Below are 17,222 nucleotides of genomic sequence, written 5' to 3' on the forward strand. Positions count from 1 at the left end.
GATTTCCACAACTTTAAGAGAAGGTTGCGAGGTTACATGTTTGGATAGTTTGGTCCACCCATGCCCTCAGGTGTAACCCATCTGATATTTTGAGCCGGATCTTTAATATCGCAGGTCTTACAGTGTAAGCAGTTCTGCGAATTGATCTGGAAGCGCTGACCACCATTTTCTTCATCATCCACCACTTCATACACCCCTGCAGGGCAGTAACGTTGTGCTGGTTCTGCAAAGGTTAACAAGTTTGTCCCTAGTGGAATGCTGCTATCCATTAATTGCAGATGGCATGGCTGGTCTTCCTCGTGGTTTGTATTGGAAAGGAAAACCGAGGAGAGCTTGTCGAAGCTAAGTTTACCATCAGGCTTAGGGTATTCGATCGGTGTAAAGTTACTCGCCGGTTGTAACTGAGCGTGGTCTTCATGGTCATCATGTAGGGTAATAGGCAACTTACCGGCGAAGATGTTCTGATCTACATAGTTGAATGCGCCGCCCATAATTGCCCCAAATTTATGCATCGCAGGACCAAAGTTACGGGAGCGGAATAACTCATCGTATAGCCAAGATTGCTCGAATAGATCCTGATAACGCTCAAGATCTGTACCGCCTGAACAACCAGACGCCACCGCTTCAAAAATCGCTTCAGCACCAAGCATGCCGGATTTCATCGCCGTGTGAGTGCCTTTGATCTTACTGAAGTTCAGCGTACCGGCATTACAGCCAACCAATAAACCACCTGGGAAGTTCATTTTAGGCAGAGAGTTAAAGCCGCCTTTAGTGATGGCACGGGCACCATAAGATACGCGTGTACCGCCGTCTAGATGTTTCTTTAGTACAGGATGGTGTTTCAGACGCTGGAACTCATCAAACGGACTGATATGAGGGTTAGCGTAGTTAAGATCTACGATTAAGCCGGCAACCACTTGGTTGTTATCCGTGTGATAAAGGAAGAAACCGCCACTGGTATCTTTATCTAGCGGCCAGCCCGAACCATGCACGACTAAGCCTGGTTGATGCTGTTCGGCTGGGATATCCCATAGCTCTTTGATACCAATACCGTAGTGTTGCGCATCTGCTTCTTGGCTTAGATCGAACTTGTTGATTAGCTCTTTACCTAAGTGGCCACGGCAACCTTCGGAAAAGACGGTGTATTTAGCGTGTAGCTCCATACCCGGCATATAGCTGTCTTTTTGCTCGCCTGTTTCTGTTAGGCCCATATCGCCTGTGGCAATACCGCGTACGCTGCCATCGGCATTGTAAAGAATTTCAGCAGCAGCGAAGCCCGGAAAAATTTCTACGCCAAGTTCTTCGGCGCGTTCGGCTAACCAACGGCAGACATTACCTAAGCTAACAATGTAGTTGCCTTGGTTGTGCATCGTTTTTGGCACAAAGGCATTAGGGATTTTGCTACCGTTTTCGCCATCTTTAAGCAGGTAAACTTCATCTTCTGTAACTGCCGTTGTTAGCGGAGCGTCTTGTTCTTTCCAATTAGGGAATAGCTCATCTAGGGCGCGGGTTTCCATAATGGCACCGGACAGAATATGGGCGCCTACTTCAGAACCTTTTTCGACCACACATACGGTTAGGTCTTGCTCTTTATCCTGTGCTAATTGCATCAATCTGCAAGCAGTTGATAAGCCTGCAGGGCCTGCACCTACGATGACTACATCAAATTCCATCGACTCTCTTGTCATGTCGATTTCCCCTCTTAGTTGGTTGAGGAATCTGCGTTATTCTGCCGCTCTCTAGTGATTCCACTTAGTTATGTGAGACTGCTCTATAAAAAGAGGACTCGTTTATTAAGGGGTATTATATAGGTGTTTTCCCTAATAAATAAATAGCCTGATTATTAGCCTATAGGAGGGTTTTATAAATTTTAGGGGTGTTTGCTTATTATTTTTAAATGAGTATGATTAGGGAAAACACTTATTATGCTTGAGGCGAATTGCCTACGTCGCCGAAATGAGCGCATATTTAGAGATAAGCAAAACAGAGTGTGTGAAGCGCTCTTACAACTAAAACTAAAAGGTCTTTGCTGATGAAGGTACTTGTAACCGTTAAACGTGTTATCGACTACAACGTCAAAGTACGTGTTAAGTCGGACAATACAGATGTTGATTTGGCCAACGTGAAAATGGCTTTGAATCCATTTTGTGAAATTGCTGTCGAAGAAGCAGTGCGCTTAAAAGAAGCGGGTACAGCTTCAGAAATTGTTGTGGTGTCTATTGGCCCTAAAGCCTGCCAAGAGCAGATCCGTACGGCGCTAGCCCTCGGTGCAGACCGTGGTATCCAGATCGAAACTGAAGATATGCCTGAGTCACTTAACGTGGCGAAGTTACTGGCGAAAGTGATCGATGAAGAGCAGCCTGGCCTTGTGATTATGGGTAAACAGGCGATCGATTCCGATAACAACCAGACCGGCCAGATGTTGGCTGCGCTAACCGATATGCCACAAGGCACTTTCGCCTCTGAAGTTAAGATTGAAGGTGACAAGGTTAACGTGACCCGTGAAGTTGATGGCGGTTTACAGACGGTTGCACTGAACATGCCTGCAATCGTAACCACCGATCTACGTTTGAATGAGCCTCGCTATGCGTCTTTGCCAAATATCATGAAGGCTAAACGTAAGCCTTTAGATGTTAAAACACCGGCAGATCTAGGTGTTGAGTTGAAAGCACATACTAAGTTGTTAAAAGTGACGCCGCCTGCCGAACGTCAGGCCGGTATCAAAGTCTCCAGTGTTGATGAGCTGGTGGAAAAACTTAAAAACGAAGCGAAAGTACTTTAAGGGGCGAAGACATGGCGATTTTAATTATTGCAGAACATGACAACAACGCTCTAAAAGGAGCGACGTTAAACGCAGTGACAGCTGCATCTCAGATGGGTAGTGATCTACACCTACTGGTTGCTGGTGCCGGTTGTAGCGCTGTAGCAGAGGCAGCTGCTCAGGTAGCCGGTGTTGAGAAAGTTTTGCTGGCAGACCATGCCGCTTACAAACATCAGCTTGCTGAAAATATGGGTAAGCTAGTGGCTGAAATCGGTAAGGATTACAGTCATATCGTTGCGCCCGCGACGACTACAGGTAAAAACTTTATGCCGCGTGTCGCTGCACTTCTAGATGTAGCGCAGATCTCTGATATTACTGCGGTTGAATCGGATAATACCTTCCAGCGTCCAATCTATGCTGGCAATGCGATCGCAACGGTTGAATCTTGCGACCCAGTAAAAGTTATCACTGTTCGTGGTACTGCATTTGATGCTGCGGTATCTGAGGGGGGAAGTGCTTCTGTTGAAAGTATTTCAGCAGTACACGACAGTGGTATCTCTAGCTTTGTTGGCGAAGAGATGGCTCAGTCTGATCGTCCAGAACTAACGGCTGCAGACGTAATTATCTCCGGTGGTCGTGGTATGGGTAACGGAGAGAACTTTGCCATGCTGGAAAAAGTTGCAGATAAGCTGGGTGCAGCAGTAGGTGCATCCCGTGCAGCGGTTGACGCAGGTTTTGTACCGAATGATATGCAAGTAGGTCAAACCGGAAAAATCGTTGCGCCAGAGCTGTATATCGCTGTAGGTATCTCCGGTGCGATCCAGCACTTGGCGGGTATGAAAGATTCCAAAATTATTGTCGCAATCAATAAAGATGAAGAAGCCCCAATCTTCTCGGTTGCTGATTACGGCTTAGTGGCAGATCTATTTGATGCCGTGCCTGAGCTAGAACAGAAACTATCTTAGGAAACCTGCGAATAAGTTTAAGATTTGTTCGTAGGTAATTGTCTTCTACGTGTGAATTACCTCTTTTTCACTCTACGTTTGCCGGTACCTCTGGTACCGGCTTTTTTATGTCTGCACTTCTATGTCATCGTGAATCTCAGGTGCATTTAACGGCAGCTCTAAAATAAAGGTGGTGCCCGTATCGGAGTTACTATTGACCTTTATGGTGCCGCCTAAGACGTGATTGACGATTGAATAAACGATACTTAGCCCTAAGCCTGAATTCCCTTGTCCAAGGGTGGTGGTGAAGAAGGGATCAAACACTTGGCCTAGGTATTGTGAGGGGATACCGCAGCCGTTATCTGCCACTTTAAGGATTAGGTTGTTTTCACTTTGTGCATAGCTGATTGAGACTGCGAGAGGATCTGTTTGTTTAGGCGCGTGGGTAACTGCGTTGTTGATGAGGTGTACTAATGCTTGCGCTAGCGGCGCCGGATAGGTTTCCATCGATAATGTGGCATCTCCGTTTACAGACACTGCTATCTCATCGTCCGCAAGATCATTAGTCGCGATCACGGTAGCATCGTCAATCAGTTCGGCTATGTTGATCTGTTGCCTATGTTCCTGACTTTGATGAACAGATATCTGTTTGAAGTTACGTAGTAGGGTAACGGCTCGTCGCAGAGCTTCCGCTTCTAGCTCTAAAGAGTCTTGGCTCTCGATTAGAAAATCTAGGAGTGCTTTCTTGGTGAGACTGTCTTGGCTAACTAGTTTTTCCAATTGGGCGATCTGTTCTTGGAGTGTACTACTCAGTGTAATTGCCATGCCTAATGGTGTGTTTATCTCATGGGCAACGCCACTCACAATGGAGTTAAGCGCTGCCATCTTTTCCGTTTGCACGAGCTGTTTTTGAGTGCGGGTAAGGCGATCGACCGTTTCTTCTAAAGAGGCTTTGGCGGTGGAGAGTGATTGGGTGCGTTCTTTCACTTGGCGTTTTAACGTGATAATGGACGCTACTGCTAAACAGGCTAAAACGAGCAAAGTTCCGAAACCAAACTGATAGTAAATTTGGTTAAGTTTATCCTCGGTAAGATAAACCATGTTATAGCCAGACCATTGTTGGTTGAGTCTATCTAGAGTGCCTTCTGCCTCCATCAGTTCTATGCCTTGTTGCAGCTGTTTAACCAGCTCGGTATCACTCTTTCTTACACCCATGTGGGTCGCTTTAGTGGCGATAGGCGTGGGTGCAAACTTAATCCCTTTTAATTTGTGCTTCTGAATAATGTAGGAACCGACCCATTTAGTAGTGGCTAAGGCATCAATCTCACCTTGTAAAAGCTTTTGAAAACCATCTAAGTGATCATTCATTGTTACTAACTTAGCTTGGCTTTGAGTTTCGATTATTTTCCGAGGAAATCCCCCTTTAGAGACGCCTGTTTTGATTCCCTTTAGATCTGCTAAACCATGGATAGTGAGGTTGTCACTACGGAGAAAGAGACTAATTTCAAACTGTAAAAAACTATCAACAAAGGCGTAGTCTTTGATGCGGTCTGGATTAGGACTGAAAACGGTCAAGACATCGGCTCTACCTTCTAAAACGGCTTGCTGCGCTTGCTTCCAATTCATCAGGTTGTATTCAACTTTGCGGTTTAGCGCTTTCGAATATTCTTCTAAAAAAGAGGCAAAAATCCCCCGTGGTTTGCCATCTTCTAGCCACTCAATCGGTGGGTAATCTTTATCTCCAACAAAGCGAATGGTGGGTTGTTCGCTGTCAGGTCCAAAGGTGATTTGCGCAATAGATAGCTGGGAAAGAAGAAAGATCATTCCAGCAAATAGAAGCCGATAAGTGACACGCATCAATATTTTATATCTCTAAATTACATACTCTGTTTATTGAGTATAGGAAGACTTGGATTAGATGCCATGGACGAATTCACATCATTAGTGTTGTTCTAAGAATTACTCAAACCCACTACAACAAAATGTGGTTGTGGAACTTAAGTGTGGTAAGCTCGGATAGCGCTCAAAGTTAACATGGGAAGTATTGAGGTAACGCAGTTGTCCGAAGATGTGCCAAGTCTGATTAGGGAAAATACGCAGCTGCGTCAGCGTATTCAGTATCTTGAGAAAGTCGAACAGTCGCTTAGGGAGACTGAGCAGCGCTATGCTCTGGCGATGAAAGGGGCTAATGAAGGGCTTTGGGATTGGGACCCTGTTAGCAAAGAGCTATACCTGTCAGCGCGTTTACTCAGTACCATCGGCATGGGTAAGGACACTATTAAGACTACTTCCAGTGAGTGGTTACAGTGGGTGCATGCAGATGATCGTGAACGTTACCAAAAAGTCCTTTGTCGGCATCTTAAAGGTGAAACTGAATTTTTTCGCTGTGAATATCGTGTAAAGAACAATAATGGCGGTTATTTCTGGGTGCTCGCTCATGGTTTAGCACTGAGAAATGAAAACAATGTTGCCTATCGTATGGTTGGCTCTATTGGTGATATTACTGAGCGCAAGAATTACGAATCTAAATTACTGCATCAAGCCACTTATGATCATCTCACTGGTTTGCCTAACCGTGTATTGGCGATGGATCGACTTTCACAAGCGCTAACGCGTGCCAATAAGAATCAAACCTCGGTCGGAATCCTATTCGTCGATCTAGATAACTTTAAAAAGATTAATGATACTTTAGGGCATGAAGTGGGTGATCAACATCTTCAAGAGATCAGTCGACGCTTAGGCTATTGCGTGTATGGTGACGATACCATTGCGCGTTTGGGCGGGGATGAGTTTTTAGTTATCTTGCCGGATCGAAAAGCCAACGATGAAATCTCGGATATATGTGAACGGATTTTGAGAACGGCAGTGCAGCCGGTGCTGATCAACGGCTATGAGTTATCCACATCGGCGAGTATCGGAATCACGGTTGCGCCTAAGGATGGTCAAGATCCTGTTGCTCTACTGCGTAATGCCGATGCTGCGATGTACAAAGCCAAAGCGGTAGGTAAAGATGCATTCCGTTTCTACACACGGGAGATGGAGCATGAAACGGTGTTTAAATTCACCATGGAATCCTATCTCCGTCGTGCGCTCTCGCAAAATCAACTCAGCCTTAGCTATCAAAGTATTATCGATGCATCCAGCGGAAAAATTATGGGGGCTGAAGCCTTGTTACGTTGGTCATGCCCAGAATATGGTCAAGTTTCTCCTGATCAATTTATCCCGTTGGCAGAAGAATCTGGGTTGATTGTGCCTATTGGTGATTGGGTGCTTGAGCAAGCCTGTAAGCAAGCGGCACAGTGGACTGAACTTCTGGGAGAGCCTTTTAAAATCGCAGTGAACGTTGCATTTCCGCAGTTCCGTGATGGGCACTTAGAATATACGGTTAAGCGAGTCCTACGTGAGACAGGTCTAAAACCTGATGCTTTGGAACTCGAACTCACAGAGCGCCTTTTGATGGAAGATGAGCGTGGTTGTGGCGAAGCGTTGAAGCACCTGAGTGATATGGGTGTACAGCTGTCTATTGATGATTTCGGCACCGGCTATTCAGCCCTTAATTACCTGCAAAAATTCCCAGTGGATACCTTAAAAATTGATCGCAGTTTTACCGCAGAGCTGAGTGTCACGCCTGAAAGCCCTGCGCTGATCTCAGGTATTATTCAGATGGCTCATGCCTTAGGGCTGAAAGTCGTCGGAGAGGGCGTCGAACTGGCTGAGCAACGAGATTTTTTGCAGCAAAAATCTTGTGATTATTTTCAGGGTTATCTGTTCTCGAAGCCTCTACCAGCAGAGCATTTTACTGAATTGTTACAAGCACAGTTACAACAAGGTTAACGGCACTTATTGATTCTTATATCTCCGTGTATCATTACGGTATTACCCGTTCCACTGGGTTTAATCGGTAGTTTTTGAGACGAGAGTTATTAGATATGTATAAGAAGTTCATCCCTGCGTTTGTTGTTGTATTCATGTTGGGGCAGCCAGTTGCAGCGCTTGCACATGGAGGTGCAGCGGGCATTGTCAAAGAACGTATGGATGCCATGGAGGATATGAAAGGGGCGATGAAAACTGTCTCTGACATGTTTAAGGGCAAAATCCCTTACGAATCTGTTCAGGTTCGTGTTGCAGCTGAAACGATCAATATGCATGCGGGTGACAACCTCACCAAATTGTTCCCTAAAGGTAGTCTGGATCACCCAACCGAAGCTAAAGCTGAGATCTGGCAGGAATGGGATCGCTTTCAGCACCTTTCTAAAGAGTTAGAACGAATCAGCCAAGGTTTGTACGACGCCGCTGACAATGTTGGCTCTAAAAATCAGGAAGATACTTCGGCAAGCATGATGGGCATGGCTGCAGAACCTGAAGTGCAAGAGGGTACTGAATCTTTTGCGACTATGCCGGTAGAGGTAGTATTTGAGCGCTTAAGTGATAACTGCTCAGCTTGTCATACTGACTACCGTGTAGAGAAAGAGAAATGAGAAAACGCCTCTGGTTTTCAGCTCTCCTATTCTGCTTGGTTTTAGGCGCTGTGTCAGGAGTCAGCTACCTGAGTACGGTAGATGAGCCTAGAGCCTCGCTATCAGAGTTGAAGGGAAATGTTGCCAGAGGAGCTTATCTTGCGCGTGTTTCAGGCTGTATCGCTTGTCACACCGATAGTAAAGCTAAAGGAAAACCGTTAGCGGGTGGAAAGGGTACGGAAACGCCGTTCGGAACTTTCTATGCGCCGAATCTTACGATGGATAAGGAACACGGAATCGGGAAGTGGAGTGTAGATGATTTTGAACGTGCATTGCGCGTGGGTAAGTCGCCTAACGGTCAAAGCTACTACCCAGCTTTTCCTTATAGTTTTTACATGCGTTTATCTGATCAGGATGTCGCTGATTTGTGGTCGGCGTTTAAAACCGTCCCCGCTGTTGCCAAACCTTCGGAAGCGCATCAAGTGAGCTTCCCGTTCAACCTCAATTGGGGCTTAGATGTGTGGCAGTTGCTGTTCTTTGATGAGCAACGGTTTATTCCCGATGTTAAGAGAAGTGAGCAGTACAATCGAGGTGCTTATCTCGTTCAAGGGCCGACGCATTGCGGCGCTTGTCATACCCCTAGAAACCTATTGGGAGGATTAGATACTGCGGCAGCTTTAAGTGGTCATCAGGGCTTTGTTGAAGATGATGACGTTATTCCTGCAATTACTGCAGTCGCATTAGCTGAACAGGGTTGGGGCGAAGCGGATCTGGCTTACTCGTTGAAGTCTGGAGTGAAGCAGGATGGTGATGTCTATGGTGGCAGTATGGGTGAAGTGGTACGTGATGGCGCTAAGTACCTAAAGAAGTCAGATCGAGAGGCAATCGCTCATTACTTGATGACTCGGCCGTGATTGTCTAAGAGCAGCTAATAAAAAACCCGGTACCGCAAAGTAGCCGGGTTTTTTAATGCTTAGTCCTAACTAAAGACGATTAGTCTTCGTAAAGGCTATCGCGAATGCGTTTTAGCTTAACTTCTAGTGTGTGACGGTCATCACTTACTAGGTTAAGGTGCCCAACCTTACGGCCTGGACGCAGCGACTTGTTGTACACATGGTGCTGTACATTGCTTTCGCTGATAATCTCTTTAGGTGCTTCGATACCTAGTAGGTTAACCATGCCAGCGTGTTGGCTGTTGATGGTGTGACCCAAACCTAAACCGCAGATGGCGCGGATATGGTTTTCAAACTGGGAAGAGATGCCTGCCCCTTGAGTCCAGTGACCACTGTTATGAACACGTGGCGCTAGTTCGTTAACCAGCAAATCATCGCCCGCTTGGAACATTTCGATAGCGATTACGCCAACGTAGTCCAAAGCGTTGAGTACTTTATCTGCGATATCTTTAGCTTTAGCGTGCAAGGCTTCAGGTGCATCAGCCGGAGCAATAGAACTCCACAGAATACCGTTACGGTGAAGGTTTTCTGTTAGCGGATAGAATACACAAGCGCCAGACGCGTCACGAGCGGCAATCAAAGATACTTCACGATCAAAATCGACACGACCTTCAATCACAACTTCTGGTAGCGAATCTGCTTCAGCTACCAGATTAGCTAAATCTTCATCGGTTTTTAGGACCCATTGACCGTAACCGTCGTAACCCTCTTCGCAGGTTTTAACGAATACTGGGTAACCTAGCGTTTTAACGCTCGCGCTCAATTCCTCTGCATTGTTAGCAAGGTGGAAAGGAGCTGTCTGAATACCTAGAGAATTTAGGAAAGTTTTCTCACGTCCACGGTGTTGGCAATAGCTAATCGCTTCGGGAGAAGGATAAACAGAGCAGTGCGGCTTCAATGTACTTAGAAGAGAAACATCAACATGCTCACGCTCAACCGTTACAACATCAGGATTGCCTAGTGCAGTAAAAAGAGACTCGCCTTCCATCTCAGGAGTGCGCTCAACAATTTCACCTAAGCCTTTAACGCAATCAGTACCTTCACCTGGCTCAGCCAGAAAAGTAAAACGGTGACCTTGAGGCCAACCAGCCAAAGCCATCATGCGTGCCAACTGGCCGCATCCAACAATAGCAACGTGCATTATTCTACCTCAACAGGAACGCTGTCAGTCTGAGCTTTGCGCCACTCTTGTAAGCGCTGGCTCAATTCTGCATCTTTAAGGGCTAGCATCTGTGCTGCCATTAGGCCTGCATTGTATGCCCCCGCACCGCCAATTGCCTGACAAGCAACTGCTACGCCGCGTGGCATCTGAACCATAGATAGTAGGCTATCTAGGCCTTTAATGTTTTTGCTGGCAACAGGTACTGCGATAACTGGCAGATGAGTCATAGATGCTGCCATACCAGCCAAGTGAGCTGCGCCGCCAGCACCTGCAATAATTACCTCAACGCCACGTGTGTGCGCTTCGGAGGCAAACTGGAAAAGACGCTCAGGCGTACGGTGTGCAGAAACTACTTTAGTTTCAAACTCTACACCTAGTTCTTCCAGTGGCTTAGTAGCCTCTTGCATGGTTGGCCAGTCTGAGCGAGAGCCCATGATGATACTGACGGAGACTTTACTCATTTTTGTTTACCTGTTTCCTCTTGGCTTAATGCCAAAAATTCAATATTCAGTGCGCTGAAAAATAGAAGCCGTATCAACACGTTATACAACGTGATGCTATGTAATTTAGCAATCATTGATAAGCTCTGGTTAGCGCTTGGAGGTGTTACGGATATCGCTGCAGGTACCGCGATAAAGAATAAACACCGACCCCTAATGCTGCCAGTAGAATGGTACCACCAGAGGATAAACCCAATAAAACAGTGGTGGCTGTACCTAGTACTGCGCCCAAGGGGCGACATCATACCACCAAAGCTAGTAATAGAGGAGTCGTACTCGCGAAGTAGTTCGATTCTTGATCTGACAAGATTGCCCGTTTCTAACAACTACAGGGCAAAATACCAGCGCAAAAGTCTATCAAAAAATGTGGATAACTGCTCGTTTCTATTGAGTAAATACAGGGCGAGGAAAAACGAGATATGTAATCGTACTTAGGAGGTGCTTCGTATAGTTTTAATTGGAAACTGACGAAAAGTTATTTGAAATCTCAGGGGAGTGGTATTGCTTTTGAAGGTAGTGGGCCATTTCTGTTTTTGATAAAAGGCCTGTTAAGCGTTTCCACATTTGACGTCTGGATGGAGAACTGGAAGTGAGTGGTTCGTAACATGCCCATAGATCTTGGTCTTTACCTATATGGCGGGATACGCAGATTTGTCCATTTAAATTTTCTAACATACTCGTAGGTACCGTATTTTTATAAAAATTACCTTTAGCTAAAGAGTATAGGTGCACATAGTTGAGAGTAGAGGAATCAAGAAACTGTGAATTGGGAAGTCTTGATTGTTCACTAACTGGGGCAGGAGATACAGTTCAGAGTAAGGAGGGGAGTGCTTTAAAAGAGCATGACATCTGCCATGCTCTCTTCAATCAATGCGGGAGCATTGATCAGGCATTATAGAGGACGGATGTTCTCAGCCTGTGGGCCTTTTTGGCCTTGAGTTACAGAGAACTCAACTTGCTGACCTTCTTGTAGGCTTTTGAAACCATCGCCAGCGATAGCGCTGAAGTGAGCAAAAACGTCTGGACCAGATTGTTGTTCGATGAAACCAAAACCTTTCTCATCGTTGAACCATTTTACAGTGCCAGTAGTTGTATTAGACATAATCGATTTTCCTATTTTTCGGAAATAAGTGGGCCGCCCAAAAAGTTGGGGGCAGTTAACGCAGGAGTTTTTAATTTTTACTTACGGAAAACAGGACGAGGAATTCAGAAAAGACTTCGAAGTGAGGAACATAAATAACAAGTAAAGCATCAAGCTGGACTGCACTGTATAGAATTTAATCACTTAAGTCAAAGTAATCTTGATCTTTAAAACAGTTCATTCGCAGTGTGGGTATTAGCTGTACCACATCTAATTAATGTCTCTAGATATATTATTTTTGATGACTTAAGGATGCTGGTAGTACGTATTGATACTTTCCATCTCATTTTCTGCAACCTTCTTTAACACGCTTAAAATTACCCCAATGCTATTTCATAGTCGGGTTTCCTTAACCAACAAATGGAAACTCAACATGAATCAGCCAGTGGCAATCCAGAACGCAAGTTGTGCAACTCGCCTATGTGAAGAGCTGACTTTTTCTAGCCACGATAATATTGAGCTGTTTTATCGTCATTGGCCTAGTGTCACACCTTCAAATGATTCTTTCTCCAATGCATCTACATCTACTGTGAAGGGAACTAAAAAAGCGGTGGTGATGTTTCATCGTGGTCATGAGCATGGTGGCCGTATGGCACATTTGGTTGATGAATTGGCGATGGACGATACCAGCTTCTTTGCGTGGGATACTCGAGGCTTGGGTAAATCACCGGGTGAACGAGGGCATGCAGAAAGTTTTGCCGAGCTAGTCAAAGATGTAGATTGCTTCGTTAAGCATATCTGTACTCATCATGGTTTCAATACAGATGAGATCATAGTGCTTGGTCAAAGTGTCGGAGCGGTGCTCGTTAGCACTTGGGTGCACGATTACGCTCCTAAAATCAGAGCAGTGGTACTGGCTGCGCCGGCCTTTAAAATAAAGCTGTACCTACCCGGTGCTCTGGCAATGATTGCGACCCGCCAGAAGGTTTCGGGCGTATTTACGGTTAACTCCTATGTGAAAGCGCATCATCTAAGTCACGACCCAGAACGCATTCAAAGTTATAACCAAGATCCATTGATTACCCGTCCGATCGCTTCAAATTTGCTGCTTGATTTGGATAAAGCTGCGAAGCGTTGTGTTGAAGATGCGCATGCGATCACGATCCCAACGCTGACATTAGTGTCGGACGATGATTGGGTGGTGGAGAAAGGTCCACAGTATGAATTTATGGCGCGTTTAGGCAGTGAGAAAAAGCGTATTGTTGAGCTGCCAGGCTTTTTTCATGACACCTTGGGTGAACAAGAGCGTGAGCGCGCATTAGTGGAGGTTCGAAGCTTTCTTGCCGACTCGTTTCGCACACCTCTAAGCACGGTTGATCTAAACCATGAAGATCAGCAAGGCGCGAGCTATCAAAAGCAGATGGGCTACGCCACACCCGTGACAGGTATTAAACGTCATTACTGGAACTCGTTACAAAAGATGATTTCAACGGCGGCGCAGTTATCGGAAGGTTATCGTATTGGCAAAGAAACGGGCTTTGATTCCGGCGGTACACTGGATTACGTCTATCAGAATAAGCCGCAAGGTAAAGGCTGGTTGGGTCGTCAGATCGACAAAAACTATCTCAATAGTATTGGTTGGCGGGGTATTCGCCAGCGTAAGACGAACCTAGAAGTTTTGATCAACAGAGCGATTGATCAGGTGCATCAGCAGGATCAGCCAGTACGTATTGTGGATGTTGCTGCAGGCCAAGGGCGTTATGTGTTGGATGCGATAGATCAACGCCGTGAAGATATCGATAGTCTGCTATTGCGAGATTTTAGCGAGATCAATATCGAGGCTGGGGCAAAGGCCTTAATGGAACGTGGTTTTGATCGTATCGGAAATTTTGTTCAGGGCGATGCATTTGATAAGGAATCGCTAGCGACGATAGAGCCTACTGCAACGGTGGCTATTGTGTCCGGGTTGTACGAACTATTCCCAGAGAATCATCTGATCAGTGACTCGCTAGCGGGTCTGGCTGAAGCGGTCAAAGAGGGTGGTTATCTGATCTATACCAATCAGCCCTGGCACCCACAGCAGGAGTTGATAGCCCGCTGCCTAACGAGCCATCGTGATGGTCAGCCGTGGGTTATGCGCTGTCGCTCGCAGGCTGAAATGGATCAACTGGTTGAGCAAGCCGGCTTCCGTAAAGTCGATCAGTTGATAGATAAATGGGGCATTTTCACTGTCTCCATTGCTCAGCGAATTGATGCGTAGGGCTGAGGTTGGCTATGAATGCTATCCAAAAGCCCCTTATCGAGGATAACCAAGACTCACTTTGGCCTCGAGCGTTAAAGTGGCTCCTATGTTTGGGGCCGCTCTTTTTTATCACTTACGGGGCCGTTAATGCGTTTACCGCGACGCGTGAGGATGTAGGTCAGTTCGTCTTTGCATGGGAGCAACATATCCCTTTCTGGGATTGGAGTATTGTGCCCTATATGTCGATCGACTTGCTTTACGCGCTCTCGTTATTTATTTGCAGCAGTAAGGCGCAATTAGATCGACATGGTTTACGTCTACTGTTGGCGACATTAGTGTCCGTTGTCTGCTTTTTAATATGGCCTTTGCAATTTACGTTGACGCGTCCAGAGACCAGCGGTTTTTACGGCAGTCTGTTTGATCTGCTGACCAGCTTTGATAAACCTTACAATCAAGCACCATCACTGCATATCAGCTTACTTGTGCTGATCTGGATGATCTTCAATCAGCAGATCAATAATGGGATTTTTAGATGGGTAATGCACGGTTGGATGTTTTTGATAGGGGTATCAGTGCTGACTACTTGGCAGCATCACTTTATCGACGTTTTAGGTGGTTTAGCGGTTGCTCTATTCCTGGTCTACCTAGTGCCTGATAACTCGTTTAAATGGCGACGGGAAAAACATCAAGATTCAGACCGTTGGCACTTAGCATTTAGATACGCACTGGCCGCAGTCTTGCTGGTTATTACCGCCTTTTCTTTGGCAGGATGGGCTTGGTTAATACTTTGGCCAGTAGCTTCTTTGGCCACTGTATCTATAGCTTACGCGGGAGTAGGTACAGCTGTTTTTCAACACGATGATAGCCGGATGAGTATCGCTGCTGCGATTATGCTCGCGCCTTACTTAGTAGGTGCAAGAGTAAGTGCTTATTTGTTTAGCCTAAAGCGTGCCGACCAAGTGGAGGTTATACCGAATATTTGGTTGGGATGCGTACCATCATTTGAACGAAGAGATAGTATGCAGGCTATTCTAAATGTCACTGCAGAAATGAGCCCGAGAATCCCTCAGACAGATAAATATCGTCGGGTACCTATGTTGGATCTAGTGACAACTGATCCAGAGCAGTTTGAAAAGGTGGTGATGGAATTAGATCAGTTAACCAAAGCCAATAAGCCTGTACTCATTCATTGTGCCCTTGGGCTTTCTCGCAGTGCTTTGGTTGTTGCGGGTTGGTTGCTTTTGACTGCAAAAGCACAGAGTGCTGATGATGCGCTTCGATGGCTAAAACAAGTTCGTCCAGGCTGTGTGATAACTGAGAGCCAGAAAAAACTGTTATCTGACTTTGCTACCAAATATTCAGAGGTTGGTTATGGGTCACGCTAAGATAGTAGCTGAAGCAGATATGCTTATAGCTACTCTGGATTCTTTAAAGCAGGTGAATAGCTACTCTCTTTTGTTAAGTGGTAGCTGTGTATTATTACTGGTATTCGGAGCTAACCCCACAGTACAGGGTTTGGCCCTGCTGGGATTCATGATTGGTTTAGCACAGGGTTATTTTAATTGGCGAGTCGCTTTAGATAGAAAACTACTGCCTCTACTAATGCAAATGGGAGCGGAGTCATTTGATCGAGCTTTAGCACAGCTCTTCACTGCTAAAGCGAAGCAGCTAAATCAACGTGATCTAAGTAGTCGTCTGAATGGTGTGAAGCGATTGGCTAGAAGGCAAATGTTTTGTTTTATGAGCCAATTGATCATATCTATCTGCGCATTTGTCCTGCTTCTGCAACCCGTTCTTTTTTAAATGGAATTATAACGATGCCTAGCGTTTATCAATTGAAGTCAGCTTTTTCAGATTTCTTACGCCCTGTTACTAATCGCTTGGCTGCAAAAGGGGTCAGCGCCAATCACGTCACAGTGGCTGCAATGGTTGGCTCAATTGTGTTGGCAGTTGGCTTATATCTGGCTCAAATATTTCTGCAAAGTTCGCCTCAAATGTGGCTGCTTGTACCTGTATGGATGTTCATTCGCATGGCGATGAACAATATCGATGGCATGTTGGCTCGCGAGCATAATATGGCTACGCCGTTAGGCGCGATTCTTAATGAGATGGGCGATGTTATCTCCGATAGCGCTCTGTTTTTAATGTTCGCGTGCTTGCCCGGAGTAAATAGTCCTTTGCTGGTGCTGTTCACGCTCTTAGCTATTATGAGTGAAATGATCGGTGTGGTTGCAGTGCAGATAGGGGCAAGTCGCCGTTATGATGGGCCTTCAGGAAAGAGTGATCGGGCAGTATTCTTTGGTCTGCTTGCCACGCTTTATGCTTTTGGCGTGCCGTTAGAGGGTTGGACGACATGGGTGCTCGCGTTAATAAACTTTCTGCTTTTACTGACGATCTTTAATCGGGCTAGGGCTGCTTTGGCTGAGTTAAAAAGTGCTTAATCAGCTTCTTTGCTGGTGGTGTCTTCTAATGCTTGATGGCGAGTTAGGCATTGCGAGGAAAGTTGTTGGAAAGTTTCAGCCAACTGTTCGATAAACTCTCGGCTACTATCTGGGATAGTGGTAGGTTCGCCAATAATGACATCACAATTATAAGGGACCAAAAGCGCTGTCCCTTTTGGCAAGGCCATACCTAAGCCATGTAGCATCACCGGACATACTGGAGTGTTGCTGCGATCATCTTTAAGAAGGTGATGTACACCACTTTTTAGCTTACTGAGTTGTTCGGCGTTGCCACGACTTCCTTCCGGAAAAATCAGCAAAATGTCACCACGATCTAATGCTTCATGGCACTGTTTAAATAAGTCGCGTTTAAAATTGCTGCGATCCAGCGGAATAATGCCGATGATATTGAGTGCAAACCAAGCTAAGGCTTTGTGTTTTAGAAAGTAGTCCGCAGCTGCCACTGGGCGAACCTTATGGATCTGACGCAAAGGGTAAAGTGACATCAACACTAAGGTATCTAAGTGACTATTGTGATTAGCAACAATCACCGCCGGCCCGGTTTCGGGCAACCATTGTTTGTTACGGATGTTGAGCCCAAGAACAATCAAAACGACAGGGCGGACGATTAGGGCAAAAAACAGAATCTTTAATAGACGAATCCACATACTAAATCTCCTG

General features: G+C 45.8%; 15 protein-coding genes. 9 read left to right on the forward strand and 6 right to left on the reverse strand.

Translation table 11 applies throughout. From position 1 onward, the window contains the following. Positions 1 to 32 precede the first annotated feature (32 nt). A complete protein-coding gene (locus ACMXYP_RS00555; RefSeq protein ID WP_415883068.1) occupies positions 33 to 1,688 on the reverse strand; it encodes an electron transfer flavoprotein-ubiquinone oxidoreductase in 1,656 nt (551 codons plus the stop codon). Positions 1,689 to 2,032: 344 nt separating this feature from the next. On the opposite strand from ACMXYP_RS00555, the gene ACMXYP_RS00560 reads away from it, so the two are divergent. Together ACMXYP_RS00560 and ACMXYP_RS00565 are read left to right on the forward strand one after the other, a co-directional pair. Next, positions 2,033 to 2,782, forward strand: a complete 750-nt coding sequence (locus ACMXYP_RS00560; RefSeq protein ID WP_415883069.1) for an electron transfer flavoprotein subunit beta/FixA family protein — start codon at positions 2,033 to 2,035, stop codon at positions 2,780 to 2,782. Positions 2,783 to 2,793: 11 nt separating this feature from the next. Further along, complete coding sequence (locus tag ACMXYP_RS00565) at positions 2,794 to 3,726, forward strand: electron transfer flavoprotein subunit alpha/FixB family protein (RefSeq protein ID WP_415883070.1); 933 nt, start codon at positions 2,794 to 2,796, stop codon at positions 3,724 to 3,726. A 105-nt stretch (positions 3,727 to 3,831) separates the two neighbouring features. Here ACMXYP_RS00565 and ACMXYP_RS00570 read toward each other — a convergent pair whose 3' ends face one another. Next, on the reverse strand, positions 3,832 to 5,562 hold the full coding sequence (locus ACMXYP_RS00570; RefSeq protein WP_415883071.1) for an ATP-binding protein: 1,731 nt from the start codon (positions 5,560 to 5,562) through the stop codon (positions 3,832 to 3,834). A 201-nt stretch (positions 5,563 to 5,763) separates the two neighbouring features. Between ACMXYP_RS00570 and ACMXYP_RS00575 the strand changes: the two genes are divergently transcribed. From ACMXYP_RS00575 to ACMXYP_RS00585, 3 genes are all read left to right on the forward strand, one after another. After that, positions 5,764 to 7,539, forward strand: a complete 1,776-nt coding sequence (locus ACMXYP_RS00575; RefSeq protein WP_415883072.1) for a putative bifunctional diguanylate cyclase/phosphodiesterase — start codon at positions 5,764 to 5,766, stop codon at positions 7,537 to 7,539. A 95-nt stretch (positions 7,540 to 7,634) separates the two neighbouring features. After that, positions 7,635 to 8,183 carry a c-type cytochrome gene (locus tag ACMXYP_RS00580; protein WP_415883073.1) on the forward strand — a complete coding sequence of 183 codons (549 nt, stop codon included), beginning with the start codon at positions 7,635 to 7,637 and terminating at the stop codon, positions 8,181 to 8,183. 50 nt (positions 8,184 to 8,233) lie between these two features. Then, complete coding sequence (locus ACMXYP_RS00585; protein WP_415883074.1) at positions 8,234 to 9,076, forward strand: c-type cytochrome; 843 nt, start codon at positions 8,234 to 8,236, stop codon at positions 9,074 to 9,076. A gap of 79 nt (positions 9,077 to 9,155) precedes the next feature. Here the strand turns inward: ACMXYP_RS00585 and ACMXYP_RS00590 are convergent, their stop codons facing one another. The 3 genes from ACMXYP_RS00590 to ACMXYP_RS00600 all read right to left on the reverse strand — a co-directional run bounded on the left by ACMXYP_RS00590 (position 9,156) and on the right by ACMXYP_RS00600 (position 11,879). Then, the gene (locus ACMXYP_RS00590; protein ID WP_415883075.1) at positions 9,156 to 10,256 is read right to left on the reverse strand and encodes a 5-(carboxyamino)imidazole ribonucleotide synthase; all 1,101 of its coding nucleotides are present in this window, start codon (positions 10,254 to 10,256) and stop codon (positions 9,156 to 9,158) included. Continuing rightward, positions 10,256 to 10,738: a 5-(carboxyamino)imidazole ribonucleotide mutase gene (gene purE, locus ACMXYP_RS00595; protein WP_415883076.1), complete on the reverse strand. Its 483-nt coding sequence runs from the start codon at positions 10,736 to 10,738 to the stop codon at positions 10,256 to 10,258. The genes ACMXYP_RS00590 and purE overlap by 1 nt, the downstream gene beginning before the upstream one ends. A 931-nt stretch (positions 10,739 to 11,669) precedes the next feature. After that, the gene (locus ACMXYP_RS00600) at positions 11,670 to 11,879 is read right to left on the reverse strand and encodes a cold-shock protein (RefSeq protein ID WP_286240059.1); all 210 of its coding nucleotides are present in this window, start codon (positions 11,877 to 11,879) and stop codon (positions 11,670 to 11,672) included. A gap of 412 nt (positions 11,880 to 12,291) precedes the next feature. Here ACMXYP_RS00600 and ACMXYP_RS00605 point away from each other — a divergent pair, with 412 nt between their 5' ends. The 4 genes from ACMXYP_RS00605 to ACMXYP_RS00620 are packed head-to-tail and all read left to right on the forward strand — an operon-like array spanning position 12,292 to position 16,541. Continuing rightward, positions 12,292 to 14,118, forward strand: coding sequence for a bifunctional alpha/beta hydrolase/class I SAM-dependent methyltransferase (locus ACMXYP_RS00605; RefSeq protein ID WP_415883077.1), 1,827 nt, complete (start codon positions 12,292 to 12,294; stop codon positions 14,116 to 14,118). A gap of 14 nt (positions 14,119 to 14,132) precedes the next feature. Continuing rightward, the gene (locus ACMXYP_RS00610; RefSeq protein ID WP_415883078.1) at positions 14,133 to 15,485 is read left to right on the forward strand and encodes a phosphatase PAP2/dual specificity phosphatase family protein; all 1,353 of its coding nucleotides are present in this window, start codon (positions 14,133 to 14,135) and stop codon (positions 15,483 to 15,485) included. Continuing rightward, positions 15,472 to 15,903: a hypothetical protein gene (locus ACMXYP_RS00615; RefSeq protein WP_415883079.1), complete on the forward strand. Its 432-nt coding sequence runs from the start codon at positions 15,472 to 15,474 to the stop codon at positions 15,901 to 15,903. Before ACMXYP_RS00610 ends, ACMXYP_RS00615 begins: the two co-directional genes overlap by 14 nt. Before the next feature lie 14 nt (positions 15,904 to 15,917). Further along, positions 15,918 to 16,541, forward strand: coding sequence for a CDP-alcohol phosphatidyltransferase family protein (locus tag ACMXYP_RS00620; RefSeq protein WP_415883080.1), 624 nt, complete (start codon positions 15,918 to 15,920; stop codon positions 16,539 to 16,541). Here ACMXYP_RS00620 and ACMXYP_RS00625 read toward each other — a convergent pair. Continuing rightward, positions 16,538 to 17,209 (reverse strand): lysophospholipid acyltransferase family protein, encoded by a 672-nt coding sequence (locus ACMXYP_RS00625; protein ID WP_415883081.1) that lies wholly within the window; start codon positions 17,207 to 17,209, stop codon positions 16,538 to 16,540. The genes ACMXYP_RS00620 and ACMXYP_RS00625 overlap by 4 nt on opposite strands. Positions 17,210 to 17,222: the final 13 nt, after the last annotated feature.

This window comes from Neptuniibacter sp. QD34_54, assembly GCF_047778055.1.
Lineage (GTDB): Bacteria > Pseudomonadota > Gammaproteobacteria > Pseudomonadales > Balneatricaceae > Neptuniibacter.

Coding starts and splice junctions, on each gene's coding strand:
- ACMXYP_RS00555 (WP_415883068.1), bottom strand. CDS start 1,688: ATGACAAGAGAGTCGATGGAATTTGATGTAGTCATCGTAGGTGCAGGC.
- ACMXYP_RS00620 (WP_415883080.1), top strand. CDS start 15,918: ATGCCTAGCGTTTATCAATTGAAGTCAGCTTTTTCAGATTTCTTACGC.
- ACMXYP_RS00565 (WP_415883070.1), top strand. CDS start 2,794: ATGGCGATTTTAATTATTGCAGAACATGACAACAACGCTCTAAAAGGA.
- ACMXYP_RS00625 (WP_415883081.1), bottom strand. CDS start 17,209: ATGTGGATTCGTCTATTAAAGATTCTGTTTTTTGCCCTAATCGTCCGC.
- ACMXYP_RS00605 (WP_415883077.1), top strand. CDS start 12,292: ATGAATCAGCCAGTGGCAATCCAGAACGCAAGTTGTGCAACTCGCCTA.
- purE (WP_415883076.1), bottom strand. CDS start 10,738: ATGAGTAAAGTCTCCGTCAGTATCATCATGGGCTCTCGCTCAGACTGG.
- ACMXYP_RS00570 (WP_415883071.1), bottom strand. CDS start 5,562: ATGCGTGTCACTTATCGGCTTCTATTTGCTGGAATGATCTTTCTTCTT.
- ACMXYP_RS00610 (WP_415883078.1), top strand. CDS start 14,133: ATGAATGCTATCCAAAAGCCCCTTATCGAGGATAACCAAGACTCACTT.
- ACMXYP_RS00600 (WP_286240059.1), bottom strand. CDS start 11,879: ATGTCTAATACAACTACTGGCACTGTAAAATGGTTCAACGATGAGAAA.
- ACMXYP_RS00580 (WP_415883073.1), top strand. CDS start 7,635: ATGTATAAGAAGTTCATCCCTGCGTTTGTTGTTGTATTCATGTTGGGG.
- ACMXYP_RS00615 (WP_415883079.1), top strand. CDS start 15,472: ATGGGTCACGCTAAGATAGTAGCTGAAGCAGATATGCTTATAGCTACT.
- ACMXYP_RS00590 (WP_415883075.1), bottom strand. CDS start 10,256: ATGCACGTTGCTATTGTTGGATGCGGCCAGTTGGCACGCATGATGGCT.
- ACMXYP_RS00560 (WP_415883069.1), top strand. CDS start 2,033: ATGAAGGTACTTGTAACCGTTAAACGTGTTATCGACTACAACGTCAAA.